Here is a 20471-nt window from a genome sequence, read left to right on the forward strand (position 1 = left end):
TTGGCTTACACGGGCTGTAAATAAAAATCCGATATAAGTATTTCGGCTGCGCACACGTTGTTTCTTCTGAATTTAATAATCACACCCTTATAACCCAGCTCCGGCTGGGTTTTTCATTTTAAGGACATCACGAATGGTCACACTTGATGACGATTTAGCGAACGCCGTCACGGAAGGGTTTCGCCTGGCGCAAAGCAGTATTATCAACCAGGACCTGATTTTATCGGGCACCGGTGACGTCACCGTTACTCTGGCAAATGGTTCGAAAAAAACGGGCCCCAGCTGGTCGAAGCTGATCACCGCCGCGAACGCGGCAGGGACCAGCGCTGCGGCGGCGGAAGCGTCAGCGAAGAATGCAAAAACATCAGAAACGAATGCGAACTCATCAAAGAACGCAGCGGCAACATCAGAGAAGAATGCGAAAACGTCAGAGACAAACGCCGGGGCCTCTGAAACCAACGCGGCAAAATCTGCGTCAAACGCCAGGACGTCAGAAAACAACGCAGGGGCCAGCGCCAGTAGTGCCGCAGCATCGCTGGCCGCTGCGCAGCAGCTGACGTCTGTACCCTATGAGGCAGCGCCGTTCCCTGACGTATGGGCACCGCTCAATGATGACCTGCGGCTGCTGGCCGGTTTCGCGCCTTATGACCGGCTGACGATTTCCGGCCAAGTGCTGGAACTGCCGACAAAGTCACTAACGTTTAGTCGGGCAACTACAGCGACTTATATTGATAAATCCGGGGTGCTTAGAATAGCAGCAATTAACGAGCCGCGTTTTGAGAAGGAGGGTTTATTAATTGAAGGGCAGAGCACTAATTTAGCGGTTTATTCATCACCGACTCAGGATTATTCCAGTTACTTTCGTAGTGGCGCAAACAATACACGAACGTTTAAACCCGAGGGTGGCGTTCTGCTTACCACATTAACGGATACAGGTACCTGGTGGGAGCAGAATATAAATGTGGCTAATTATGACCCAACAAAGCCAGCGTCCGTATCCTGTTATTTAGAATTTCCCGCAGCCGCCAAGGTTAGAGTAATGCTAATGCGCTACTCCAGCGAGGGCGATATTGCGGCAGCATCCATCACAGCAGCGCCTGGTGTTAATAAAGTTTCAGTGCCTGTTCTGGGTGGGGCTGTAAACCAACGCCTGGGCTTGCGAATTACGGTTGATGCCGGAACACCCGTTAGCAGTGTGATTTTCATTGACCGTATGCAAATTGAGGGATCCGCTCAGGCGACATCTTACATTCCTACAAATGGATCAGCTGTAACCCGAGCAGCTGACGATTGCACCCTGCAACGCTCAGGTAATGATAACTACTTTGGGCCTGTTACTTTTGCAATGGAAGTCCACTGCAACGGGAAAACGGTATCGGGTGCGGATGCTAACAGCCGTAGGGGGATTTTCAGCTATTACCCATCGTCCACCGAGTGGGTTTTCGCCTCGCTTAACTCTACCCAAGGCGCCGCAGGAAGGCCCATGTTTTGTTATGCAAGCCCCGCGCTGGTGGGGGGAGCAACTGAAATAGACGATGGGGCGATCCATAATATGGCGTTCGTCTCTGACACCGTAAATAAAAAGATATTCACAGACGGCGCGGTTATCACATCGGACACCATAACCAGACCGACGCCAGGGAATGTTGGCGCATCTAACTCCACGATTTATATCGGAAGGGGTGCAGGGTCGGCTGCCCCAGGTGTTCGAATGCTTAACGGGCACATTCGCAACTTCCGTATCTGGCATCGCCTGTTAACCCCTAACCAAATTAATGGACTCCGCTAATGAAAGACTTATATCTGCGCTTTGCTGACGCCGATGAAATGCGCACGCAATTAACCGCGGCGGGGTTTGTGGATGATGAGGAGCAGGGCGGGTTATATCACCCGGATATCAGCCTGGATGTAATCGGCGTTATCACTGTCCCTGCTGAAGTTATCAATCCCGGTGAAGAAAACGAAATCATTAAGTACACCACCGAACCCGGCTATCACGTCAATTTGCGGGTCATGAATGACTCGCTCAGTTTATCCGGGCTGAACGACTTTATGGTTACACCGAAAACACCGGCTCGCGTCTGGGCATAAGGAAATTACATGGCAAACCGAATTGACAGCATTGAACTGACGCAGGCCAATGGTACATGGATATCATTAATCAACAGCGCATCAGTGCCAGGTAATAGCACGTCTACTTTAGGTGGTCAGATACGCTCTCAATTTAATATCGCAGGAGCCGAGGCCGCTTCTGCTTTGTTTGAAGCATTGTATTTTAAGGACGCTGCCGGGGCTATTACCCGTCGGGGCCGTATCACTGTCAAAGGGGGAACCCCTCCGGCTGACGCCGATGTCGTAGAGATTGGGCAAAATGGGCAGATATTCTGTAACGGCGCAGTATTTAAGGGACAGACCGGAATATCACCCTCATTGCAACTGTTCGGGAATACTAACGCGGGCGTTTTCGTGAACAGTTATCCCTACAATAAAGCGGGTGAGCCCTATACGCGCAGGATTATGAGAATAGGTGCTTCAAGTTCCGCCAGTCAGGACATCGCGTCTATATCCGTGGCTGGCGGGTATACCTGTCGGGCCGGGACAGGTGGGGTTGATAATCATGATAACGCCTTCAATTTCAACTGGTTGAATAGCACGCTAATAGCCTACATTGACTCATCAAACGTAGGTACTATCCAGATGCAAAGTACCTGTGATGCCGAACTTAAAAAGAACAAAGTATACGTTACTGACAAAATGGCTGCGCTGACGGAGGTTTTGCAGTGGAAGCCGGCTACCTTTAAGTACAAAGCGCGTGGCATCCTGCCGGAGAGTGAAACTAAACTCAGCTTCATTGCAAACGACCTGGCTGAGACTTCACCAGAAACTGTCAAGGGTGAGGGCATCTCTCCTGGAGAGGATATTCATGACAATGCGGTATTTGCAAAAAGTTACATTCTGGATAAAGACGCCATGATCGCTAAGCTGACATTAGCGCTACAGGCGACAAACCAGAAGTTAGACAAGCTGCAGGCTGAGGTTCAGGCGCTGAAAGCGTAACGGCACCAGGATGTTCATCAGTAATTATCATCAGCAGCATTTCGATGTCTTTGAAGAAAAAAAAGCCCGCACGGGAGCGGGCACAACTCCCTTAGCTTTGTTATTAATCCTGCGTTCATGACGCAGGTAGTTAACATATCGGCGGCATTAGCCATTACTTTAGGTAGGAAGCATTAGCGCTTCGTTTAAAATCATCTAAATTTAATGAAGGTGAATCCCCCTATGCGGCGGGGCAATCCAGTTCTGTAGGTGTAAATATGCTTGCGGCTCGTATAGCTGGTAACGAGTCACCGGGAGGCACCCGGCACCTGTATCAGAGTAAGCTGTTTGTTTGTGCTGATTTCATTTGCCTGCTTAATCGGCAGGCCTTTTTTACGACGTTGATAAGGAGTTTCGGATGGCAAATGTTGCGTTTTTAGCCGGTTTGTTTGTGCTTATCGTGTCGGGGCTTATCGGTCTTTCAAGGGCGTTATTAAACATCTGGTGCGGTCCGGAGCATCATTAAAACCATTCAGAATGACGCCTGAACCGGCTCCAAATATCTGTATTGTCCGGGGCTTTTGGTATCGGGCCAGAAGCATAATAAAGGCAGTGAAGTGATGTTCATTTGAGCACATTGAAAGGGTTTTGAGGCTGGTTCAGCCAACAGTCTGAGGGCAAACTTGTTATGAAATTCATCTGTCCTGCTTGCAAAAGTAATCGGTTCTTTTTCACCTCCTTCAATCCCGAGCAAAATCTGCCACACGGCGCGGTATGTTCCGTATGCGGAACCCGGCTTACTAAGCGCTCCATCCTTCCAACTCCGCGCAGAAGGCGATGGCCTAAACAGGTGGTTTAATCATTTGTGACACGAAGCGGCTTGCGATGATCGATGCAGTCCTTAAGGGTTTACATGACTCATTCCGAAACCAGCCACATATTGGCTTCTTCGAAAACTTCTCCCAGTATGCCCGGCATCGGCTTAACCTCTGTCTCCGAAAAAGTTCTATGCACTCGCTTGGTTAATTCGGCAGTACAAGCAGATGTTCAGCAGTAATTATCAATAGGCACAGCCTCCTTGCCCTGGCCCCTTCTTAAAATTACTGTGTGAATAAACAGTAATAATAATTGAGAGGTCACCATGCCCCGCCGTTCCGACATTCACGCCGCATTTGTGGCCGCAATACAGCTAAACCCCAAGGGCTACCGGTGCTTGCGCACTGAAGACTTTATCCGACAACTGGCAAAGGTCCATTGGCATTTCAGCCGGACCGACGCTAACGAGTGGATACAACGCTACCAGCCAGATTTCACGGATAAGACAACTGACGGAACCGACAATCACTACTGGATCCTGCGCAACATGGGGATGGTTCACTGATGGGTTTCGTATCTCCAGCCACCGATTATGTCGAGCAGCGCCTGTCCCCGGCCAGCATTTGCACCACGAACGAAAGTCGCATCCTGGAAACGTCAACCGGGTTTGCGGTGATCGAACCTGTCAGCCGTCTGGTAAACAATCAGGTGCTGCTGATCCTCAGCGGCGGGCGTACGCAGTTCGCTCGGGTCATGGAAAAAGCGTTAATCACGGATGACGGCGAAGCGATCGAAGGTGATGCAGCTGAAGAGGCTGAGGTTATGAGGCGGGTGATGCACTTTATCAACAGCACTGATGCTGCGATATCTCCTGAGGCGGCATTGGCGCAGTTTTGAGACATATGTACGATAGAAAAATTCCGAAGATTGGCAATAGATCTCTTTATATTTGCATTCAAATTTTGTTTATTATGTATTTACATAACGTAAATTTATAAAATTTAATAAAAACAACTCAGGTTGCTTATTTTTAAAGATGCATTTAATATATATGTTATAAATTGCAAAGCTCATTAAGGGATTCCCCAGTGAATATTGATAAAATGAAGATCCAGCATGCCGAGATTATCCATAAAATTAGCCGCCTCAGGGAGCTTAGCCGGGCGGGTGTGACGGCTCATGCGCAAGAAATCGCTCAAACCGTTATCAGTATGAGTTCTGTGATTAAAGTACACCTTTCTGCCGAAGATCAGTTTTTATATCCTTATCTGGAAAAGGTGAACGATCAAAAGCTAAAAACAATGAGCGTAAGTTTTCAGCGCGAGATGGCTGATATTGTTGCCGAGTATGAAAAGTTTTCCCGTCGCTGGAATACGGCAAATAAGCTTATCAATTGTGACGAGGCATTTCGCCGCGACGCGAATGTAGTGTTGCGCAAGGTGCATGAACGAATGCAGCGCGAGGATCATAATTTTTATCCGCTGGTAGAGCAGCTTTAAAAAAGGGCGGCAATGGTTCATCCAATACGGGAATTTGGTTTCCCGTATCCAGAAAGGTATGAAAAGGACTTGGTAAAAGCTGGCACTACTCCGAAACTAACCACATATCGGATTCTTCAAACATTTCCTCCAGCATGCGGTTCAGCTTCTCCCGATCGCTTTTGCTGGCATCTCTGTTTAAGCCGTTCGTTTGCATCGATTTGCCCGGCTGTCGAACGCAGTTCACTAAGCTCAGAGGCAAGGCATTAATCACGGATGATGGCGTGGTGTGCTGTTATATTGGGGCATGGATGGGGCATGGATGGGGCATAAAAGTACCGCAGGTGATATGCAAAAGAACAAATGGATGCATTTCACGAGCGGCAAGTTACTGTTAAATACTCAGGAATTAAGGACAATCCCACAAAGACCCGTCACAGCGCTTTAAATTATGGACTTCCAGCTTTATTCGCTGGGCGCGGCCTTAGTCTTTCACGAAATCTTCTTCCCTGAACAGTCCGCGGCAATGGCGCTGATTCTGGCGATGGGTACCTATGGGGCAGGCTATATTGCCCGTATCATTGGCGCTTTTGTTTTCGGCAAAATGGGCGACCGCGTGGGGCGCAAGAAGGTGCTGTTTATCACCATCACCATGATGGGGATCTGTACCACGCTGATTGGTGCGCTGCCGACCTATGCGCAAATTGGTATTTTCGCGCCGGTGCTGCTGGTGACGCTGCGTATTATCCAGGGGCTGGGCGCAGGGGCGGAGATCTCCGGTGCGGGCACGATGCTGGCGGAATATGCGCCGAAAGGGAAACGCGGCATCATCTCTTCTCTGGTGGCGATGGGGACTAACTGCGGGACCCTGAGCGCCACGGCGATCTGGGCAGTCATGTTCTTTGCCCTCGACCGTGAACAGCTGCTGGCCTGGGGATGGCGTGTGCCTTTCCTTGCCAGCGTGGTGGTGATGATCTTTGCCATCTGGCTGCGTTTGAACCTCAAGGAAAGCCCGGTATTTGAGCAGGTTAATACCGACGAGGCGTCTGTGCAGGCTGCGGTTGAAGAAAATACCCTGGGTGGGATGCTGAAAAGCAAATCATTCTGGCTGGCGACCGGTCTGCGTTTCGGCCAGGCGGGTAACTCTGGCCTGATCCAGACGTTCCTCGCCGGGTATCTGGTCCAGACGCTCTTGTTTGATAAGGCCATCCCGACCGACGCCCTGATGATAAGCTCTATTCTCGGCTTTATTACTATCCCGCTGTTGGGCTGGTTGTCAGATAAATTTGGTCGTCGTCTGCCTTATATTTTGCTGAGCATTTCCGCCATTATTCTGGTCTACCCGATGCTGTCGATTATTGTCGACAAATCGTACACCCCTGGCGTGATCATGACCTCGATTATCGTGATCCATAACTTCGCGGTGCTGGGGCTCTTTGCTCTGGAGAACATCACCATGGCCGAGATGTTTGGTTCCCGTAACCGCTTCACCCGGATGGCGATTTCCAAAGAGGCGGGTGGTCTGATTGCAGTTGGTTTTGGTCCGGTACTGGCGGGGATCTTCTGCAACATGACCGGCTCCTGGTGGCCAATCGTGGTGATGGTGATGGTTTACTCCTTCATCAGCCTGATCTCAGCCCTGCTGATGCCTGAGGTCTGCGATCGCGAGCTGAGCGCGCTGGACGATGCTGCGGACGATAAAGCTGCTGCGCTAAAGATCAACGGTAAACACCGCGTCATCTCGTAGTTGCTGACGACTCCTCTGTTATACGCAGGGGAGTCTTTTTTAACCCTGTCAAAGCCTGCGTTAATGACTATCCCGCTGTCTCCTTCGCATCAATGGTTCATAGCATTACGTTTTTATTCAAATGCTGTCACACAACTTTTAATTGATGTCACACCAGATGGCGAAAAGTTAACGTAAATCAATATCGCTATATCAACAATCAGTATGGTTAACGGCAGAGATTTTTTTACGCCATCTACCATTCTAGTTGGGTTAGTAAGCCGGGTCATGGAGTCAAGCCGGCCCGGATTTATCGCTTAAATACATTAACGAGTACTATCATGAAAAATCCGTTATTACAGGCGCAAGCTACGCTTCCTCACTACAACCGGGATACTCTGCAAACGCGCATCGTGCATCTGGGCTTTGGCGCCTTCCACCGCGCGCATCAGGCGGTTTATACCGATATCCTCGCTGCCGAACATGGCAGTGACTGGGGCTATTGCGAGGTCAATCTGATTGGCGGCGAGCAGCAGATAGCCGATCTTAAGGCGCAGGATAATCTCTTCACCGTTGCTGAAATGTCCGCTGATGCGTGGACAGCGCGAGTGGTGGGCGTGGTCAAAAAGGCGCTGCATGCCCAGGTGGATGGTCTTGAAGCGGTGCTGTCCGCCCTCTGTGAACCGCAGGTGGCGATCGTCTCGTTAACCATTACTGAAAAAGGGTACTGTCACGCCCCGGCGACCGGGCAGCTGATGCTGGATCATCCATTGATCGCAGCCGATCTGCAGAGTCCTCATCAGCCTGTTTCGGCTGTAGGCGTGGTGGTGGAAGCGCTGGCGCGACGTAAAAACGCCGGGCTGCCCGCTTTCACCGTGATGTCCTGCGACAATATGCCGGAGAACGGCCACGTCATGCGCAATGTTACCTGCGCCTATGCCCGCGCGGTCAGCGCTGAGCTGGCGGAGTGGATCGAAGCCAACGTCACCTTCCCGTCAACCATGGTCGACCGTATCGTGCCCGCCGTGACTGCCGACACGCTGAATAAAATTGAAGAGATTACCGGTGTGCGCGATCCGGCAGGTGTGGCCTGCGAGCCGTTCCGCCAGTGGGTGATTGAAGACAACTTTGTTGCGGGTCGTCCGGCGTGGGAAAAAGCCGGGGCCGAACTGGTGGCGGATGTTATTCCGTTTGAAGAGATGAAGCTGCGCATGCTGAACGGCAGCCACTCCTTCCTGGCGTATCTGGGCTATCTGGCGGGCTATCAACACATCAACGACTGCATGGAGGATGCGAACTACAAGCGCGCCGCCCGTGCGCTGATGTTAAACGAGCAGGCGCCGACGCTGAAAGTGACCGGTGTAGACCTGGAGCGTTATGCCGATCTGCTGATCGACCGTTACAGTAACCCGGCGCTGCGCCACCGGACCTGGCAGATCGCGATGGATGGCAGCCAGAAGCTGCCGCAGCGTATGCTTGATTCAGTGCGCTGGCACCGTGTGCACCAGAAACCATTCCCGCTACTGGCGCTGGGTATTGCCGGCTGGATGCGCTATGTCGGCGGCGTGGATGAGCGCGGCGAAGCCATCGAGGTGTGCGATCCGCTGTTGCCGGTGATCCAGGCGGCGGTAAACGGCAGTGCTGAAGGGGTATCCCGCGTGAAGGCGCTGATGGGTATTGAGGCGATCTTTGGTAATGAACTGCCGCAGGATGCGACTTTTGTCGAGGCGGTAACCGGGGCGTATCAAATGTTGCTGGAGAAGGGGGCGAAAGCCGCTGTGGCCCACTATATCGCGGGCTAATTATTATGCCGAATGCCGCCGCTATGGCGGCATTCATTTTCGTTACTCTTCGCTAAACCAGTCACTATTTTCCTGACGAATTAACTGCACTGACTCGCCAATTTCCTGCAGATGCAGGGTCATCGCTTTTTCTACCGCATCGGCGTCACGCTTTTCCAGGGCATGGAAAATATCCAGATGCTGGCGCAGCAGCATCTCTGGCGGTGATACGTGATTAAGGCTCATGTAACGCACCCGGTCCATGGTCGCCTTGATGTTCTCGATGGTATCCCACGCCAGCTGACAGCCAGCAATTTGCGCCAGCTTCTGATGAAATTCGTCGTCGAGCAGGAAGAAGTCATTCAGCTGTTTACGTTCAATGGCGATACGCTGCTGATGCAGATTCTGCTCCAGCTGATAGCACTGATGATCGTCGACCAGGGTTGCCGCACGACGGACCACGGCGCACTCGATGGCCTGGCGGACAAAACAGCCGTTCTGTACCTGACTGAGGGAGATCTTGTTAACGTAACTGCCGCGCTGGGGGCGGATCTGAATCAGGCCATTTTCCGCCAGCTTGATAAAGGCTTCGCGAACCGGCTGACGGGAGACATCAAAGCGTACCGACACCTCTTTTTCTGATAAAGGGGTGCCCGGCGGGATCAGGCAATGCACAATATCGCTGCGCAAAATACGATAAATTTGCTGATTTACGGGTTGTGTCGGATTAAGTTGCGATTCAGCGGCCATTCGATGTGATTTCTCAGAGGGTTAACCCGGAAATACTACCATTCTTTTACCCGGTATCCCAGACCCGGCCCGCAAGCCGGGCGGGGAAAGATCATCCGCGATGAACGCTCAGGCCAGCAAAGCTCTGCGTCACCGGCATCATTTCAACGGTGTTGATGTTGACGTGCTTCGGCAACGTCGCCACCCACCAGACGGCTTCAGTGACATCATCCGGGGTGAGGGCGGTGGTGTTTTCGTAGGTTTTACCGGCTTTGTCATCATCGCCTTTAAAGCGAACGTTGGAGAACTCCGTTCCGCCGACCAGACCCGGCTCGATATCCGTCACGCGGATAGCGGTGCCGTGCAGATCGGTGCGCAGGTTCAGGCTGAACTGACGTACAAAGGCTTTGGTCGCGCCATAGACGTTGCCGCCCGCATAAGGCCAGCTACCGGCGGTCGAGCCGATGTTGATCACGTGACCACGGTTGCGCTCCACCATGCCAGGCAGCACGGCGCGGGTCATATAGATCAGGCCTTTGTTGTTGGTGTCGATCATCGTTTCCCAGTCTTCCACACTGGCTTTGTGCGCAGGCTCAAGACCCAGCGCCAGCCCGGCGTTGTTGACCAGTACGTCGATGTCACGCCATTGTGCCGGCAGATTGGCAATCATCTCTTCTATGGATGCACGGTTACGCACGTCAAGCTGGGCGGTCAGAATGCTGTCGCCCAGCTCCTCTTTCAGCTCCTGCAGACGCTCCTGACGGCGGCCTGTGGCAATCACTTTATGGCCGTTTGCGACGAAGCGACGCGTAATGCTTTCACCAAATCCTGCTGTCGCCCCGGTAACTAAAATAATCATGTCACTGTTCCTCAACGCTTTTTGTGTAGTACTACCATAGCATGTGATCTGACGCAGAGTAAGGTTACTTTTCGTGCCCTCAAGGCCACAGAGATTGCAGCCCATGCCGGGCTGGCCTACTCTGGTGAAATTCACCTTATTCAGGAGTCTGTTATGTCTGGCACTAATCCGTTTTTCACAAGCAGCCTGCTGCCGTACCAGGCGCCGCAGTTTGATCTGATCCGCGACGAACACTATCGTCCAGCCTTTGATGAAGCCATTCGTCAGAAGCGCAGGGAGATCGCGGCGATTGCCGGTTCCGCAGACGCCCCCGATTTTGCCAATACCGTACTGGCGCTGGAGAAAAGCGGCGAGCTGCTGAGCCGGGTAAGCAGCGTCTTCTTTGCCATGACTTCGGCGCACACCAATGATTATCTGCAGCAACTGGAAGAGGCGATCTCAACCGAACTGGCGGCGCTCTCTAACGATATCTGGCTGAATGACGCGCTCTTTGCCCGGGTGGATGCCATCTATAATGACCGCCAGGCGATGGCGCCGGATGCCGAGTCCCTGCGGCTTATTGAGGTGCTTCATCAGCGCTTTATTCTGGCCGGGGCCCGGCTGGAGGAGGCGCAAAAGCAGGAGCTTAAAACGCTCAATACCGAATCAGCCAGCCTGACCAGCCAGTTTAACCAGCGTCTGCTGGCGGCAGACAAGGCGGGTGGGCTGGTGGTGGATTATCAGCATCAACTGGATGGCCTGAGCCCGGCGGAACAGGCCGCGGCTGCCGAGGCCGCAGCGGAGAAGGGACTCAGCGATCGCTGGCTCATTCCGCTGCTGAACACCACGCAACAGCCGGCTCTGCAACAGCTACGCGATCGTCAGACCAGAGAAAACCTCTTCAAAGCGGGCTGGCTGCGCACGCAAAAAAATGATGCCAACGATACCCGCGAGGTGGTCGCACGTCTGGTGGCGCTCCGGGCGCGTCAGGCTGAACTGCTGGGCTATGGTAGCTACGCCAGCTGGAAAATTGCCGATCAGATGGCGAAAACCCCCGACGCCGCGCTGCAGTTTATGCGGGGTATCGTTCCTGCCGCGCGCGGTCGCGCCCTGCAGGAGCAGGCCGACATTCAGAAAGTGATTGATGAAGAGCAGGGCCATTTTCAGGTTCAGGCCTGGGACTGGGCCTTTTATGCCGAACGTGTGCGCCTGGCGAAGTACGCCCTGGACGAGTCGCAGGTCAAACCCTATTTTGCCCTCAATACGGTGCTGACAGACGGCGTCTTCTGGGCGGCGACGCGCCTTTTCGGCATTACATTTGCCGAGCGCAGGGATATCCCTGTCTACCACCCTGACGTGCGAGTCTGGGAGATCTTCGATCATCACGGAGAAGGGATGGCGCTCTTTTACGGTGACTTCTTCGCCCGCGACTCGAAAGGCGGCGGGGCGTGGATGGGTAACTTTATCGAGCAATCCCATGAAGCCGGGTCGCGGCCGGTAATCTACAACGTCTGCAACTATCAAAAACCGGCGGAAGGCCAGCCAGCGCTAATCTCGTGGGATGATGTGATCACCCTGTTCCACGAATTTGGCCACACCCTGCACGGTTTGTTTGCCAGCCAGCGTTACGCCACGCTCTCTGGCACTAATACGCCGCGGGATTTCGTAGAGTTCCCGTCGCAAATAAACGAACACTGGGCCAGCCACCCCGAGGTCTTTGCCCATTATGCCCGCCATTACGAAACCGGGGAGCCGATGCCCGACGCCCTGCGGGAGAAAATGGTCAGCGCCACCCAGTTTAATAAAGGCTATGACATGACCGAGCTGCTCAGCGCCGCGCTGCTGGACATGAACTGGCACGGAATAACCGCCAGCGAAGCGCCAGCAGATGTGGAGGCGTTCGAAGCCACGGCGCTGGAACGCGAACAGCTGGATCTCCCGGCCGTGCCGCCGCGCTATCGCAGCAGCTATTTCGCCCATATCTTCGGGGGCGGCTACGCGGCGGGCTACTATGCCTATCTCTGGACGCAAATGCTGGCCGATGACGGCTATCAGTGGTTCGTGGAAGAGGGTGGACTGACCCGCGAAAACGGGCAAAAATTCCGCGAGGCGATTTTATCCCGTGGGAACAGCACTGATTTAGCTGAACTTTATCGCGCGTGGCGCGGGCAGGATCCGAAGATTGAACCGATGCTGGTTAATCGCGGGTTGAGTTCGTAAGGGCTTTTTAAGGCTGAAAACAGAACCGGGCGCGATGCCCGGTTTTTTTGTCCACTTACACCCAGTCGTCGTTATGATTCGCGATAGCCCACGATATTGACCCGCTGGCGACTATTATACCCATGGTGAAACCGAAGGTCTGGAAATGGGCCAAATCATTACTCGTATCTGGAATCTGACCCAGGGCGATGATATTTGCGACAACGGTGAGGCAAAAGTAATCAGTGATCCATTACCACCAGCAATATGAGCACTAAGAGCTAATTTCCAATTAACTGTTATCTATAACATCCCGCGCCACTGGCCTCGTCGCCAATGGACGGCGGTAAGTTGGAATTATCCGCGAGGTCAGGCCAACCCCTTTAATCCCCGGCATTTAGCCGGGGCTTTTTCGCATCTGAAATCCCCATACCTGGGACTATAAGCGCATAGCGCAACGCAGCACCCGGACAACGTCTGAAGGTAAGCAATATGCTTGTGATTCCGTAGGGCGACTTTGTCCCGCGGGAATCGTACTGATTTAGCTGAACTTTATCGCCAGTGGCGGGGGCACGATCCGCAGATTGAACAGTGGTGGGGAATCGCGGGTTGAGTGCGTAAGCGCTTTTTCAGGCTGAAAACAGAACCGGGCGCAGTGCCCGGCTTTTTCACCTGAAAGATGCATCTGCCAGCTCAGTTGAACCTTCTGTTTATCCTCTCGCCTCGCTCGATATAACCATAAGCATGCCTTATATTTTAAAGGTGGCGATTTGCCGCATATGCCAACAGGAGTTCAAAATGAAATCCAATGAGCAAGGTTCAAACAGAGATCAATCTAAGCAGTCTCAAAAGAACCCGAAAGATGACCAGTCCAAACAGAAACCGGGTAAGTCTAAGTAGACTCTCATAACCAAGTTTGACGGAGGTTTTATGACCGATCGTCCAGATTACGTTGATCCTCTTCCTGATGATGAACCGCTTCCTGATGATGATATTCCTGACACACCTGATGTGAATGACCCGCTGGTCGAGGATGACCCTGATATCACCAGGAGACCGCTATAAAAATTTAATAACCGCCTTCGGGCGGTTTTTTATGTAAAGCGTGCACAGCTATGTTGTCTAAAGGTAAAAGATTAAACTGGAAAACAATGCACAACGGGAGTGGCTGGAGACGTAATGGATTTTTCCCCTTTTATGCACGCATTAGCGGCACTTATTGTCCAGTGTCTGTGCGGTCTGAAATGGAATCGGTGGGGCACGGGCGGGGCGTTGGGTTCGCTGTGGTTTGTCGCCCGGGAACAGACTCAGGCTGAATACCGCTGGATTGCCCTGTTTGGTCACGGCAAGCGCGCCAATATGCCGTGGTGGGGCGGGTTTGACTGGCAGGTCTGGAACGTCGCCAGCCTGCTCGACTGGCTGGTGCCGGTGGTTGCCTGCACCCTTCTCTGGCTTTTATCCCGCGCCTGGCAATTTAAAAGAGCAAACAGCCCGCAGCTATAGCGCAACGTTGTTTAGTCTTTATTTATCTTCCCCATGCTAGCTTATTTACGATCCGCAGCCAGGTATGGAATACCGGGTCCGTAGATAGCAAAATACAAATCTATCCATGCAAGCATTTACCGCCAGTCTCTGGCGGTTTTTTTTGCTTATCAGCCGCAACATGAATTTTTTTCAACACCAGTGAATTTTTCTCGTTTGCCGTCAGTCCGACACTGTGACATCTTTTTTAGACATTTAGCCGTCCAGAAGGCTAAAACTTCAAGAGATGAATTATCACTGTCGGCAACTACCTGGCGGCAGTTAAAGGAGAAAATCATGCAGCGACAACACGCCCCGTACCGTGCCGATGTGGTAGGCAGCTTCTTACGTCCCGACGCCATCAAGCAGGCGCGGATCCAGTTCGCCAGCGGTGAGATTAACGCGCAGCAGCTGCGTGCGGTAGAAGACGAGGCGATTCGCCACGTGGTTGAACAGCAGTGCGCCTGCGGCCTGCAGGTGGTGACCGACGGCGAGTTTCGTCGCGCCTGGTGGCACTTTGATTTCTTCGACGGCCTGCAGGGGGTGGAGCGCTACGAATCTGAGCAAGGCATTCAGTTTAACGGCGTGCAGACCAAAGCCCACGGCGTGCGCGTCACCGGCAAACTGGGCTTCGGCAGCCATCCGATGCTCGACGACTTCCGCTATCTGCAAAGCATCAGCGGTAATGCCCAGCCGAAGATGACCATCCCAAGCCCGAGCGTGCTGCATTTCCGCGGTGGGCGTAAGGTCATCGACGCTACGGTCTACCCGGATCTGGAGGTCTACTTCGACGATCTGGCGCAGACCTGGCGCGATGCTATCCACGCCTTCTACGACGCGGGTTGCCGTAATCTACAGCTGGACGACACCGTCTGGGCCTACCTCTGCTCGGACGATCAGCGCCGTCAGATCCGTGAGCGGGGCGATGACCCGGACCAGCTGGCGCGTACCTATGCCCGTGTGCTGAACAAGGCGCTGGAGGGCAAGCCGGACGATCTGACCATCGGGCTGCACGTCTGCCGCGGCAACTTCCGCTCGACCTGGATTTCAGAAGGGGGCTACGAGCCGGTGGCCGAGATTCTGTTTGGTACCGTCAACGTCGATGCTTTCTTCCTGGAATACGACAACGATCGCAGCGGCGATTTTGCCCCGTTACGCTTTATCCGTCCGGGCAAGCAGCAGGTGGTGCTGGGTCTGATCACCACCAAAAGCGGCGAGCTGGAGAACCCGGAAGGGGTGAAAGCGCGTCTGGAAGAGGCGGCGAAGTATGTCGCGAAAGATCAGATCTGCCTCAGCCCGCAGTGCGGCTTTGCCTCCACCGAAGAGGGGAACGCCCTGACCGAAGCGCAGCAGTGGGACAAGGTGCGTCTGGTCACGCAAATCGCCAGCGAAGTCTGGTAACCGCTTCTCACAGCGTTGCATTAATAAAGTGCAACGCTGTGCCATTCTGATCCGCGCCTGCTTCAAAAATCCTCTCCAGCCCACTGATTCTGCTCTCTATTCGATCTGGCATCCTTTTTGCTCTGTCTCATCCTGAATGCTTTTTCTGCGTCCACGCCGTAACGGACGATTTCGCACAGCGTTTCTTTTCAGGAGTGAAAATTATGCATCGTCGTACCTTGTTAAAAGCTTTTGCTTTGTCGGCCTCTGTGGTGGCCATGGGGATGAGTTTCAGCGTGCAGGCCGCCGACACCATTAAAATTGGCATCATGCACTCCCTCTCCGGAACGATGGCGATTTCCGAAACGCCGCTTAAGGACGTGGCGCTGATGACCATCGACGAAATCAACGCCAAAGGCGGCGTGCTGGGTAAAAAACTGGAGCCGGTGGTGGTGGACCCCGCCTCCAACTGGCCGCTGTTTGCCGAGAAGGCTCGCCAGCTGTTAAGCCAGGATAAAGTGGCGGCGGTGTTTGGCTGCTGGACCTCGGTGTCGCGTAAATCGGTCCTGCCGGTATTTGAGGAGCTGAACGGTCTGCTGTTCTACCCGGTGCAGTACGAAGGGGAAGAGATGTCGCCGAACGTCTTCTACACCGGGGCAGCGCCTAACCAACAGGCTATCCCGGCGGTGGAGTACCTGATGAGCGAAGACGGCGGGGCGGCGAAGCGCTTCTTCCTGCTCGGCACCGACTACGTCTACCCGCGCACCACCAACAAAATTCTGCGCGCCTTCCTGCACTCTAAAGGGGTCCAGGATAAAGATATCGAAGAGGTCTACACCCCGTTCGGCCACAGCGATTACCAGACCATCGTCGCCAGCATCAAGAAATTCTCTGCCGCAGGCAAAACCGCGGTGGTCTCTACCATCAACGGCGACTCCAACGTACCTTTCTATAAAGAGCTGGCGAACCAGGGCGTAAAAGCTACCGAGGTACCGGTTGTCGCCTTCTCGGTGGGGGAAGAGGAGCTGCGCGGCATCGACACCAAACCGCTGGTGGGCAACCTGGCGGCGTGGAACTACTTCGAATCGGTGGATAACCCGGCCAACCAGACCTTCGTTGCGGCGTACAAAAACTGGGCCAAAACGCAGAAGCTGCCAAACGCCGATACGGTCGTGACCAACGATCCGATGGAAGCCACCTACGTAGGCATCCACATGTGGGCCCAGGCGGTAGAAAAAGCGGGCACCACCGACGTGGATAAAGTGCGTGCGGCGATGGCGGGCCAGTCCTTTAAAGCCCCGTCGGGCTTCACCCTGACCATGGATGCCACCAACCACCATCTGCATAAGCCGGTGATGATCGGTGAAATCGAAGGCAATGGCCAGTTTAACGTGGTGTGGCAGACCGAAGCGCCGATACGCGCCCAGCCGTGGAGCCCGTTCATCGCCGGAAACGACAAAAAACCCGATACGCCGATTAAAACCGCCAGCAACTGAATCCGGATCAGAGAGGTAAAGCCATGAACGTCATGCGCACGATCTTCGCTCTCGTATGGCTTGCCGGACTGCTGCCAGGGATGGCGCAGGCAACGGACGCCGATAACTTTGTTGCCGCCAGCCGCAGCCAGCAGGCCGTTCTGCTGGAGCAGTGGGCCGCCGCGCCGGATCCGGCCAGGCTGCCGCTGCTGCGGGCGTTGAAGCAAGAGAATGTCGTTGTCGACGACGACAAACACGCTTTTACCCGCCAGGCGGGCGGGTTAATCCCCCTCGGTGATGCCGCTCAGGCGCAGGGCTTACCTAAAGCGGTGCGTCTGACCAACCGCCTGAGGGTGCTGGCCGCCACCGCGCTCGCGACTCATCAGCTGACAGGTGACAGTGTCACCGAAAGGCTGGCGGCGGCGCGCCAGCTTCAGCGCGATCCCCAGCCGCAGATGCTGCCGTTTTTACAACGCCAGCTGGCAAGTGAAAAGGACGATGGGGTGCGGCAGGTGCTGAGCCTCGCCGTCGCCAGTCTGCAACTGACCAGCCCGCAACCCGCGGTGCGCAAGCAGGCGGTGACGCTGCTGGGAGAATCGAGCGACCCGGAAGTGCAGGCCCGCCTGCTGCCCTATACCCACGCCCAGACGGAGCCGGATGGTGAAGTACGCGAGGCCGCGGCGGAAAGCCTGCGCCAGATCCAGCATCGTCAGACGATAAGCGACCTGCTGGGGCAGGCGTTTATGGGGCTGTCGCTGGGTTCCATTCTGCTGCTGGCCGCGCTCGGGCTGGCGATCACCTATGGCTTGCTGGGGGTGATCAATATGGCGCACGGGGAGATGCTGATGCTCGGGGCTTACGCCACCTGGCTGGTGCAGCAGGCGATGGCGCAGTTTACCCCGCAATGGCTCACCTTTTATCCGCTGGTGGCGCTGCCGGTGGCGTTCATGCTGACGGCGACGGTAGGTATGGCCCTTGAGCGCACGGTGATCCGTCATCTGTATGGCCGTCCGCTGGAGACGCTGCTCGCCACCTGGGGTATCAGCCTGATGCTGATCCAGCTGGTGCGCATGCTCTTCGGGGCCCAGAACCTCGAAGTGGCGAACCCGGCATGGCTCTCCGGCGGCGTGCAGGTCTATGCCGGCCTGATCCTGCCGTGGAACCGACTGGTGGTGCTGGGCTTTGTACTGCTGGTGCTGTTTTTCACCTGGCTCATCCTCAACAAAACCCGTCTGGGGCTGAACGTGCGGGCGGTAACGCAGAACCGCAGCATGGCCGCCTGCTGCGGAGTGCCCACCGGGCGCGTCGATATGCTGGCTTTTGGGCTGGGCTCCGGGATTGCCGGGCTCGGCGGCGTGGCGCTGTCGCAACTGGGGAACGTCGGGCCGGAGCTGGGTCAGGGCTACATTATTGACTCCTTCCTCGTGGTGGTACTCGGCGGTGTGGGTCAACTGGCTGGCAGCGTGGCGGCCGCCTTTGGATTGGGGATTTTCAACAAGATCCTTGAGCCGCAGATGGGTGCCGTGCTCGGCAAAATCGTGATTCTGGTGGCGATCGTTCTGTTTATTCAGAAGCGCCCGCAGGGGTTATTTGCACTGAAAGGGAGGGTAATTGACTGATGAGCCAGCCACTGACCTTAACGCTGGCGCGCAAGGCGCCGCGCAGCGTACCGATACTCGGCGCCGTGATTCTGGCGGCACTGCTGGTGCTGCCGTTTCTGGCGCTGCTGCCCGCCAGCCATCCGCTGGCCGTTTCGACCTGGATGCTGACCCTGGTAGGCAAAATTCTCTGTTACGCCGTTGTCGCCGTGGCCCTTGATCTGGTGTGGGGCTACGCCGGGATGCTCTCGCTCGGCCACGGTCTCTTTTTTGCCCTCGGCGGCTACGCCATGGGAATGTACCTGATGCGTCAGGCCGCAGGCGACGGATTACCGGCGTTTATGTCGTTCCTCTCCTGGAGCGAATTGCCCTGGTACTGGTGGGGCACCCAACATTTCGCCTGGGCGCTGGTGCTGATTGTGCTGGTTCCGGGCCTGCTGGCGCTGCTGTTCGGCTGGTTTGCCTTCCGCTCGAAGATTAAGGGGGTCTACTTTTCGATCATGACCCAGGCGCTGACCTTCGCCGGAATGTTGCTGTTCTTCCGCAATGAAACGGGCTTTGGCGGCAACAACGGGTTTACCGGATTTACCACGCTGCTGGGCTTTTCCGTGACCGCCACCACCACGCGTATCGGATTGTTTATTGCCACCGTGCTACTGCTGGCCGCCTCGCTGGCGGTGGGCTATGCGCTGGCGAAAAGCAAGTTTGGTCGCATTCTGACGGCGGTGCGGGATGCGGAAAACCGGCTCACCTTCTGCGGCTACGATCCCCGCGGTTTCAAACTGCTGGTCTGGACCCTGTCCGCGGTGCTGTGCGGACTGGCCGGGGCGCTCTACGTTCCGCAGGTGGGCATTATCAACCCCGGCGAGATGTCGCCTACCAACTCCATCGAAGCGGCGATCTGGGTGGCCCTCGGCGGACGCGGAACCCTGATCGGCCCGGTAATTGGCGCGGCATTGGTCAACGGCGCAAAAAGCCTCTTTACCGTGGTGATGCCGGAGTACTGGCAGCTGTTTCTGGGGCTGATCTTTATTGCCGTCACGCTGTTTTTACCGCGCGGGGTCACGGGCCTGTTACGCAAAGGAGATAAATAATGCAGCCAGCCGAAGCGTTATTTACCCGCCAGCTTCCCGGAGATCGTTACCGCGATCAAACCGACCCGGTGTTGCAGCTGGAGGGGATCAACGTCAGCTTTGACGGGTTTAAAGCGCTTACCGATCTGTCGCTTAATATTGGCGTGGGGGAGCTGCGCTGCGTGATTGGTCCCAACGGCGCCGGGAAAACCACCCTGATGGATGTTATCACCGGTAAAACGCGGCCCCAGAGCGGGCGGGCGATTTACGATCAGACAACAGATCTCACCACCCTCGACCCGATAGCCATTGCCCGCCAGGGCATCGGGCGCAAATTCCAGAAGCCAACAGTGTTTGAGGCCCTGACGGTATGGGAGAACCTTGAGCTGGCGATGAAAGGGGATAAATCGGTGTGGGCCAGCCTGCGCGCCCGGCTGAGCAGCGAGCAGGGGGACCGGATCAACGAGATGCTGAGCCTGCTGCGCCTCGGCGGGGAGCGGCATCGCCGGGCGGGGCTGCTGTCCCACGGCCAGAAGCAGTTTCTGGAGATCGGCATGCTGCTGGTGCAGGAGCCGCATCTCCTGCTGCTCGATGAGCCGGCCGCGGGGATGACCGACGCCGAAACCGAGTATACCGCCGAGCTGTTCCGCACCCTGGCGGGTAAACACTCCCTGATGGTGGTGGAGCATGACATGGGTTTTGTTGAAACCATTGCCGATCACGTGACGGTGCTCCATCAGGGCCGGGTGCTGGCGGAGGGGTCGCTGCGCGACGTGCAGGCCAACGAACAGGTGATTGAAGTCTATCTTGGACGCTAAGGA

The 20471-nt window shown here is 55.0% G+C and carries 17 protein-coding genes and 2 pseudogenes; 16 read left to right on the forward strand and 3 right to left on the reverse strand.

All coding sequences use genetic code 11. The annotated features are described in order from the left end of the window. Positions 1-133 precede the first annotated feature (133 nt). The 6 genes from C2U54_RS15990 (at position 134) to C2U54_RS16015 (ending at position 5351) form a co-directional block, all read left to right on the forward strand. Positions 134-1789 carry a phage head spike fiber domain-containing protein gene (locus C2U54_RS15990; protein ID WP_103179530.1) on the forward strand — a complete coding sequence of 552 codons (1656 nt, stop codon included), beginning with the start codon at positions 134-136 and terminating at the stop codon, positions 1787-1789. Next, the gene (locus C2U54_RS15995) at positions 1789-2091 is read left to right on the forward strand and encodes a hypothetical protein (RefSeq protein WP_103179531.1); all 303 of its coding nucleotides are present in this window, start codon (positions 1789-1791) and stop codon (positions 2089-2091) included. Before C2U54_RS15990 ends, C2U54_RS15995 begins: the two co-directional genes overlap by 1 nt. Positions 2092-2100: 9 nt before the next feature. Next, on the forward strand, positions 2101-3057 hold the full coding sequence (locus tag C2U54_RS16000) for a tail fiber domain-containing protein (protein ID WP_103179532.1): 957 nt from the start codon (positions 2101-2103) through the stop codon (positions 3055-3057). A 1120-nt stretch (positions 3058-4177) separates the two neighbouring features. Then, a complete protein-coding gene (locus tag C2U54_RS27750; protein ID WP_103179533.1) occupies positions 4178-4417 on the forward strand; it encodes a hypothetical protein in 240 nt (79 codons plus the stop codon). Further along, positions 4417-4749 carry a hypothetical protein gene (locus C2U54_RS16010; protein ID WP_103179534.1) on the forward strand — a complete coding sequence of 111 codons (333 nt, stop codon included), beginning with the start codon at positions 4417-4419 and terminating at the stop codon, positions 4747-4749. The genes C2U54_RS27750 and C2U54_RS16010 overlap by 1 nt, the downstream gene beginning before the upstream one ends. 191 nt (positions 4750-4940) lie before the next feature. After that, positions 4941-5351 carry a hemerythrin domain-containing protein gene (locus C2U54_RS16015; protein ID WP_103179535.1) on the forward strand — a complete coding sequence of 137 codons (411 nt, stop codon included), beginning with the start codon at positions 4941-4943 and terminating at the stop codon, positions 5349-5351. Between the two features lie 85 nt (positions 5352-5436). On the opposite strand, the pseudogene C2U54_RS16020 reads toward C2U54_RS16015, so the two are convergent. Continuing rightward, positions 5437-5553, reverse strand: a pseudogene (locus tag C2U54_RS16020) (DinI-like family protein); the annotation flags it as partial. A 228-nt stretch (positions 5554-5781) separates the two neighbouring features. On the opposite strand from C2U54_RS16020, the pseudogene C2U54_RS16025 reads away from it, so the two are divergent. Then, positions 5782-7077 (forward strand): annotated as a pseudogene (locus C2U54_RS16025) (MFS transporter); the annotation flags it as partial. 320 nt (positions 7078-7397) lie between these two features. Continuing rightward, positions 7398-8858, forward strand: a complete 1461-nt coding sequence (locus tag C2U54_RS16030) for a mannitol dehydrogenase family protein (RefSeq protein ID WP_103179537.1) — start codon at positions 7398-7400, stop codon at positions 8856-8858. A gap of 42 nt (positions 8859-8900) precedes the next feature. Here the strand turns inward: C2U54_RS16030 and C2U54_RS16035 are convergent, their stop codons facing one another. Both C2U54_RS16035 and ydfG read right to left on the reverse strand, forming a co-directional pair. Continuing rightward, the gene (locus C2U54_RS16035) at positions 8901-9587 is read right to left on the reverse strand and encodes a GntR family transcriptional regulator (protein WP_103179538.1); all 687 of its coding nucleotides are present in this window, start codon (positions 9585-9587) and stop codon (positions 8901-8903) included. Between the two features lie 91 nt (positions 9588-9678). Next, entirely contained in the window at positions 9679-10425 is a 747-nt protein-coding gene (ydfG, locus tag C2U54_RS16040) for a bifunctional NADP-dependent 3-hydroxy acid dehydrogenase/3-hydroxypropionate dehydrogenase YdfG (RefSeq protein WP_103179539.1), read from the reverse strand. Positions 10426-10578: 153 nt separating this feature from the next. On the opposite strand from ydfG, the gene dcp reads away from it, so the two are divergent. The 8 genes from dcp (at position 10579) to urtD (ending at position 20468) form a co-directional block, all read left to right on the forward strand. After that, positions 10579-12624, forward strand: coding sequence for a peptidyl-dipeptidase Dcp (gene dcp / locus C2U54_RS16045; RefSeq protein ID WP_103179540.1), 2046 nt, complete (start codon positions 10579-10581; stop codon positions 12622-12624). Positions 12625-13533: 909 nt separating this feature from the next. After that, positions 13534-13668, forward strand: coding sequence for a hypothetical protein (locus tag C2U54_RS27755; protein WP_231736623.1), 135 nt, complete (start codon positions 13534-13536; stop codon positions 13666-13668). A 114-nt stretch (positions 13669-13782) separates the two neighbouring features. Next, positions 13783-14106, forward strand: a complete 324-nt coding sequence (locus C2U54_RS16055; protein WP_103179541.1) for a hypothetical protein — start codon at positions 13783-13785, stop codon at positions 14104-14106. Positions 14107-14421: 315 nt separating this feature from the next. Then, positions 14422-15525 (forward strand): cobalamin-independent methionine synthase II family protein, encoded by a 1104-nt coding sequence (locus C2U54_RS16060; RefSeq protein ID WP_103179542.1) that lies wholly within the window; start codon positions 14422-14424, stop codon positions 15523-15525. A gap of 203 nt (positions 15526-15728) precedes the next feature. Continuing rightward, positions 15729-17000: an urea ABC transporter substrate-binding protein gene (gene urtA / locus C2U54_RS16065; protein ID WP_103179543.1), complete on the forward strand. Its 1272-nt coding sequence runs from the start codon at positions 15729-15731 to the stop codon at positions 16998-17000. A 23-nt stretch (positions 17001-17023) separates the two neighbouring features. Next, positions 17024-18598, forward strand: a complete 1575-nt coding sequence (gene urtB / locus C2U54_RS16070) for an urea ABC transporter permease subunit UrtB (RefSeq protein ID WP_103179544.1) — start codon at positions 17024-17026, stop codon at positions 18596-18598. Next, a complete protein-coding gene (gene urtC, locus C2U54_RS16075) occupies positions 18598-19671 on the forward strand; it encodes an urea ABC transporter permease subunit UrtC (RefSeq protein WP_103179545.1) in 1074 nt (357 codons plus the stop codon). Before urtB ends, urtC begins: the two co-directional genes overlap by 1 nt. Then, positions 19671-20468 (forward strand): urea ABC transporter ATP-binding protein UrtD, encoded by a 798-nt coding sequence (urtD, locus tag C2U54_RS16080; protein ID WP_103179546.1) that lies wholly within the window; start codon positions 19671-19673, stop codon positions 20466-20468. Before urtC ends, urtD begins: the two co-directional genes overlap by 1 nt. Positions 20469-20471: the final 3 nt, after the last annotated feature.

Origin of the sequence: Leclercia sp. LSNIH1 (assembly GCF_002902985.1) — a bacterium.
Classification (GTDB): Bacteria; Pseudomonadota; Gammaproteobacteria; order Enterobacterales; family Enterobacteriaceae; genus Enterobacter.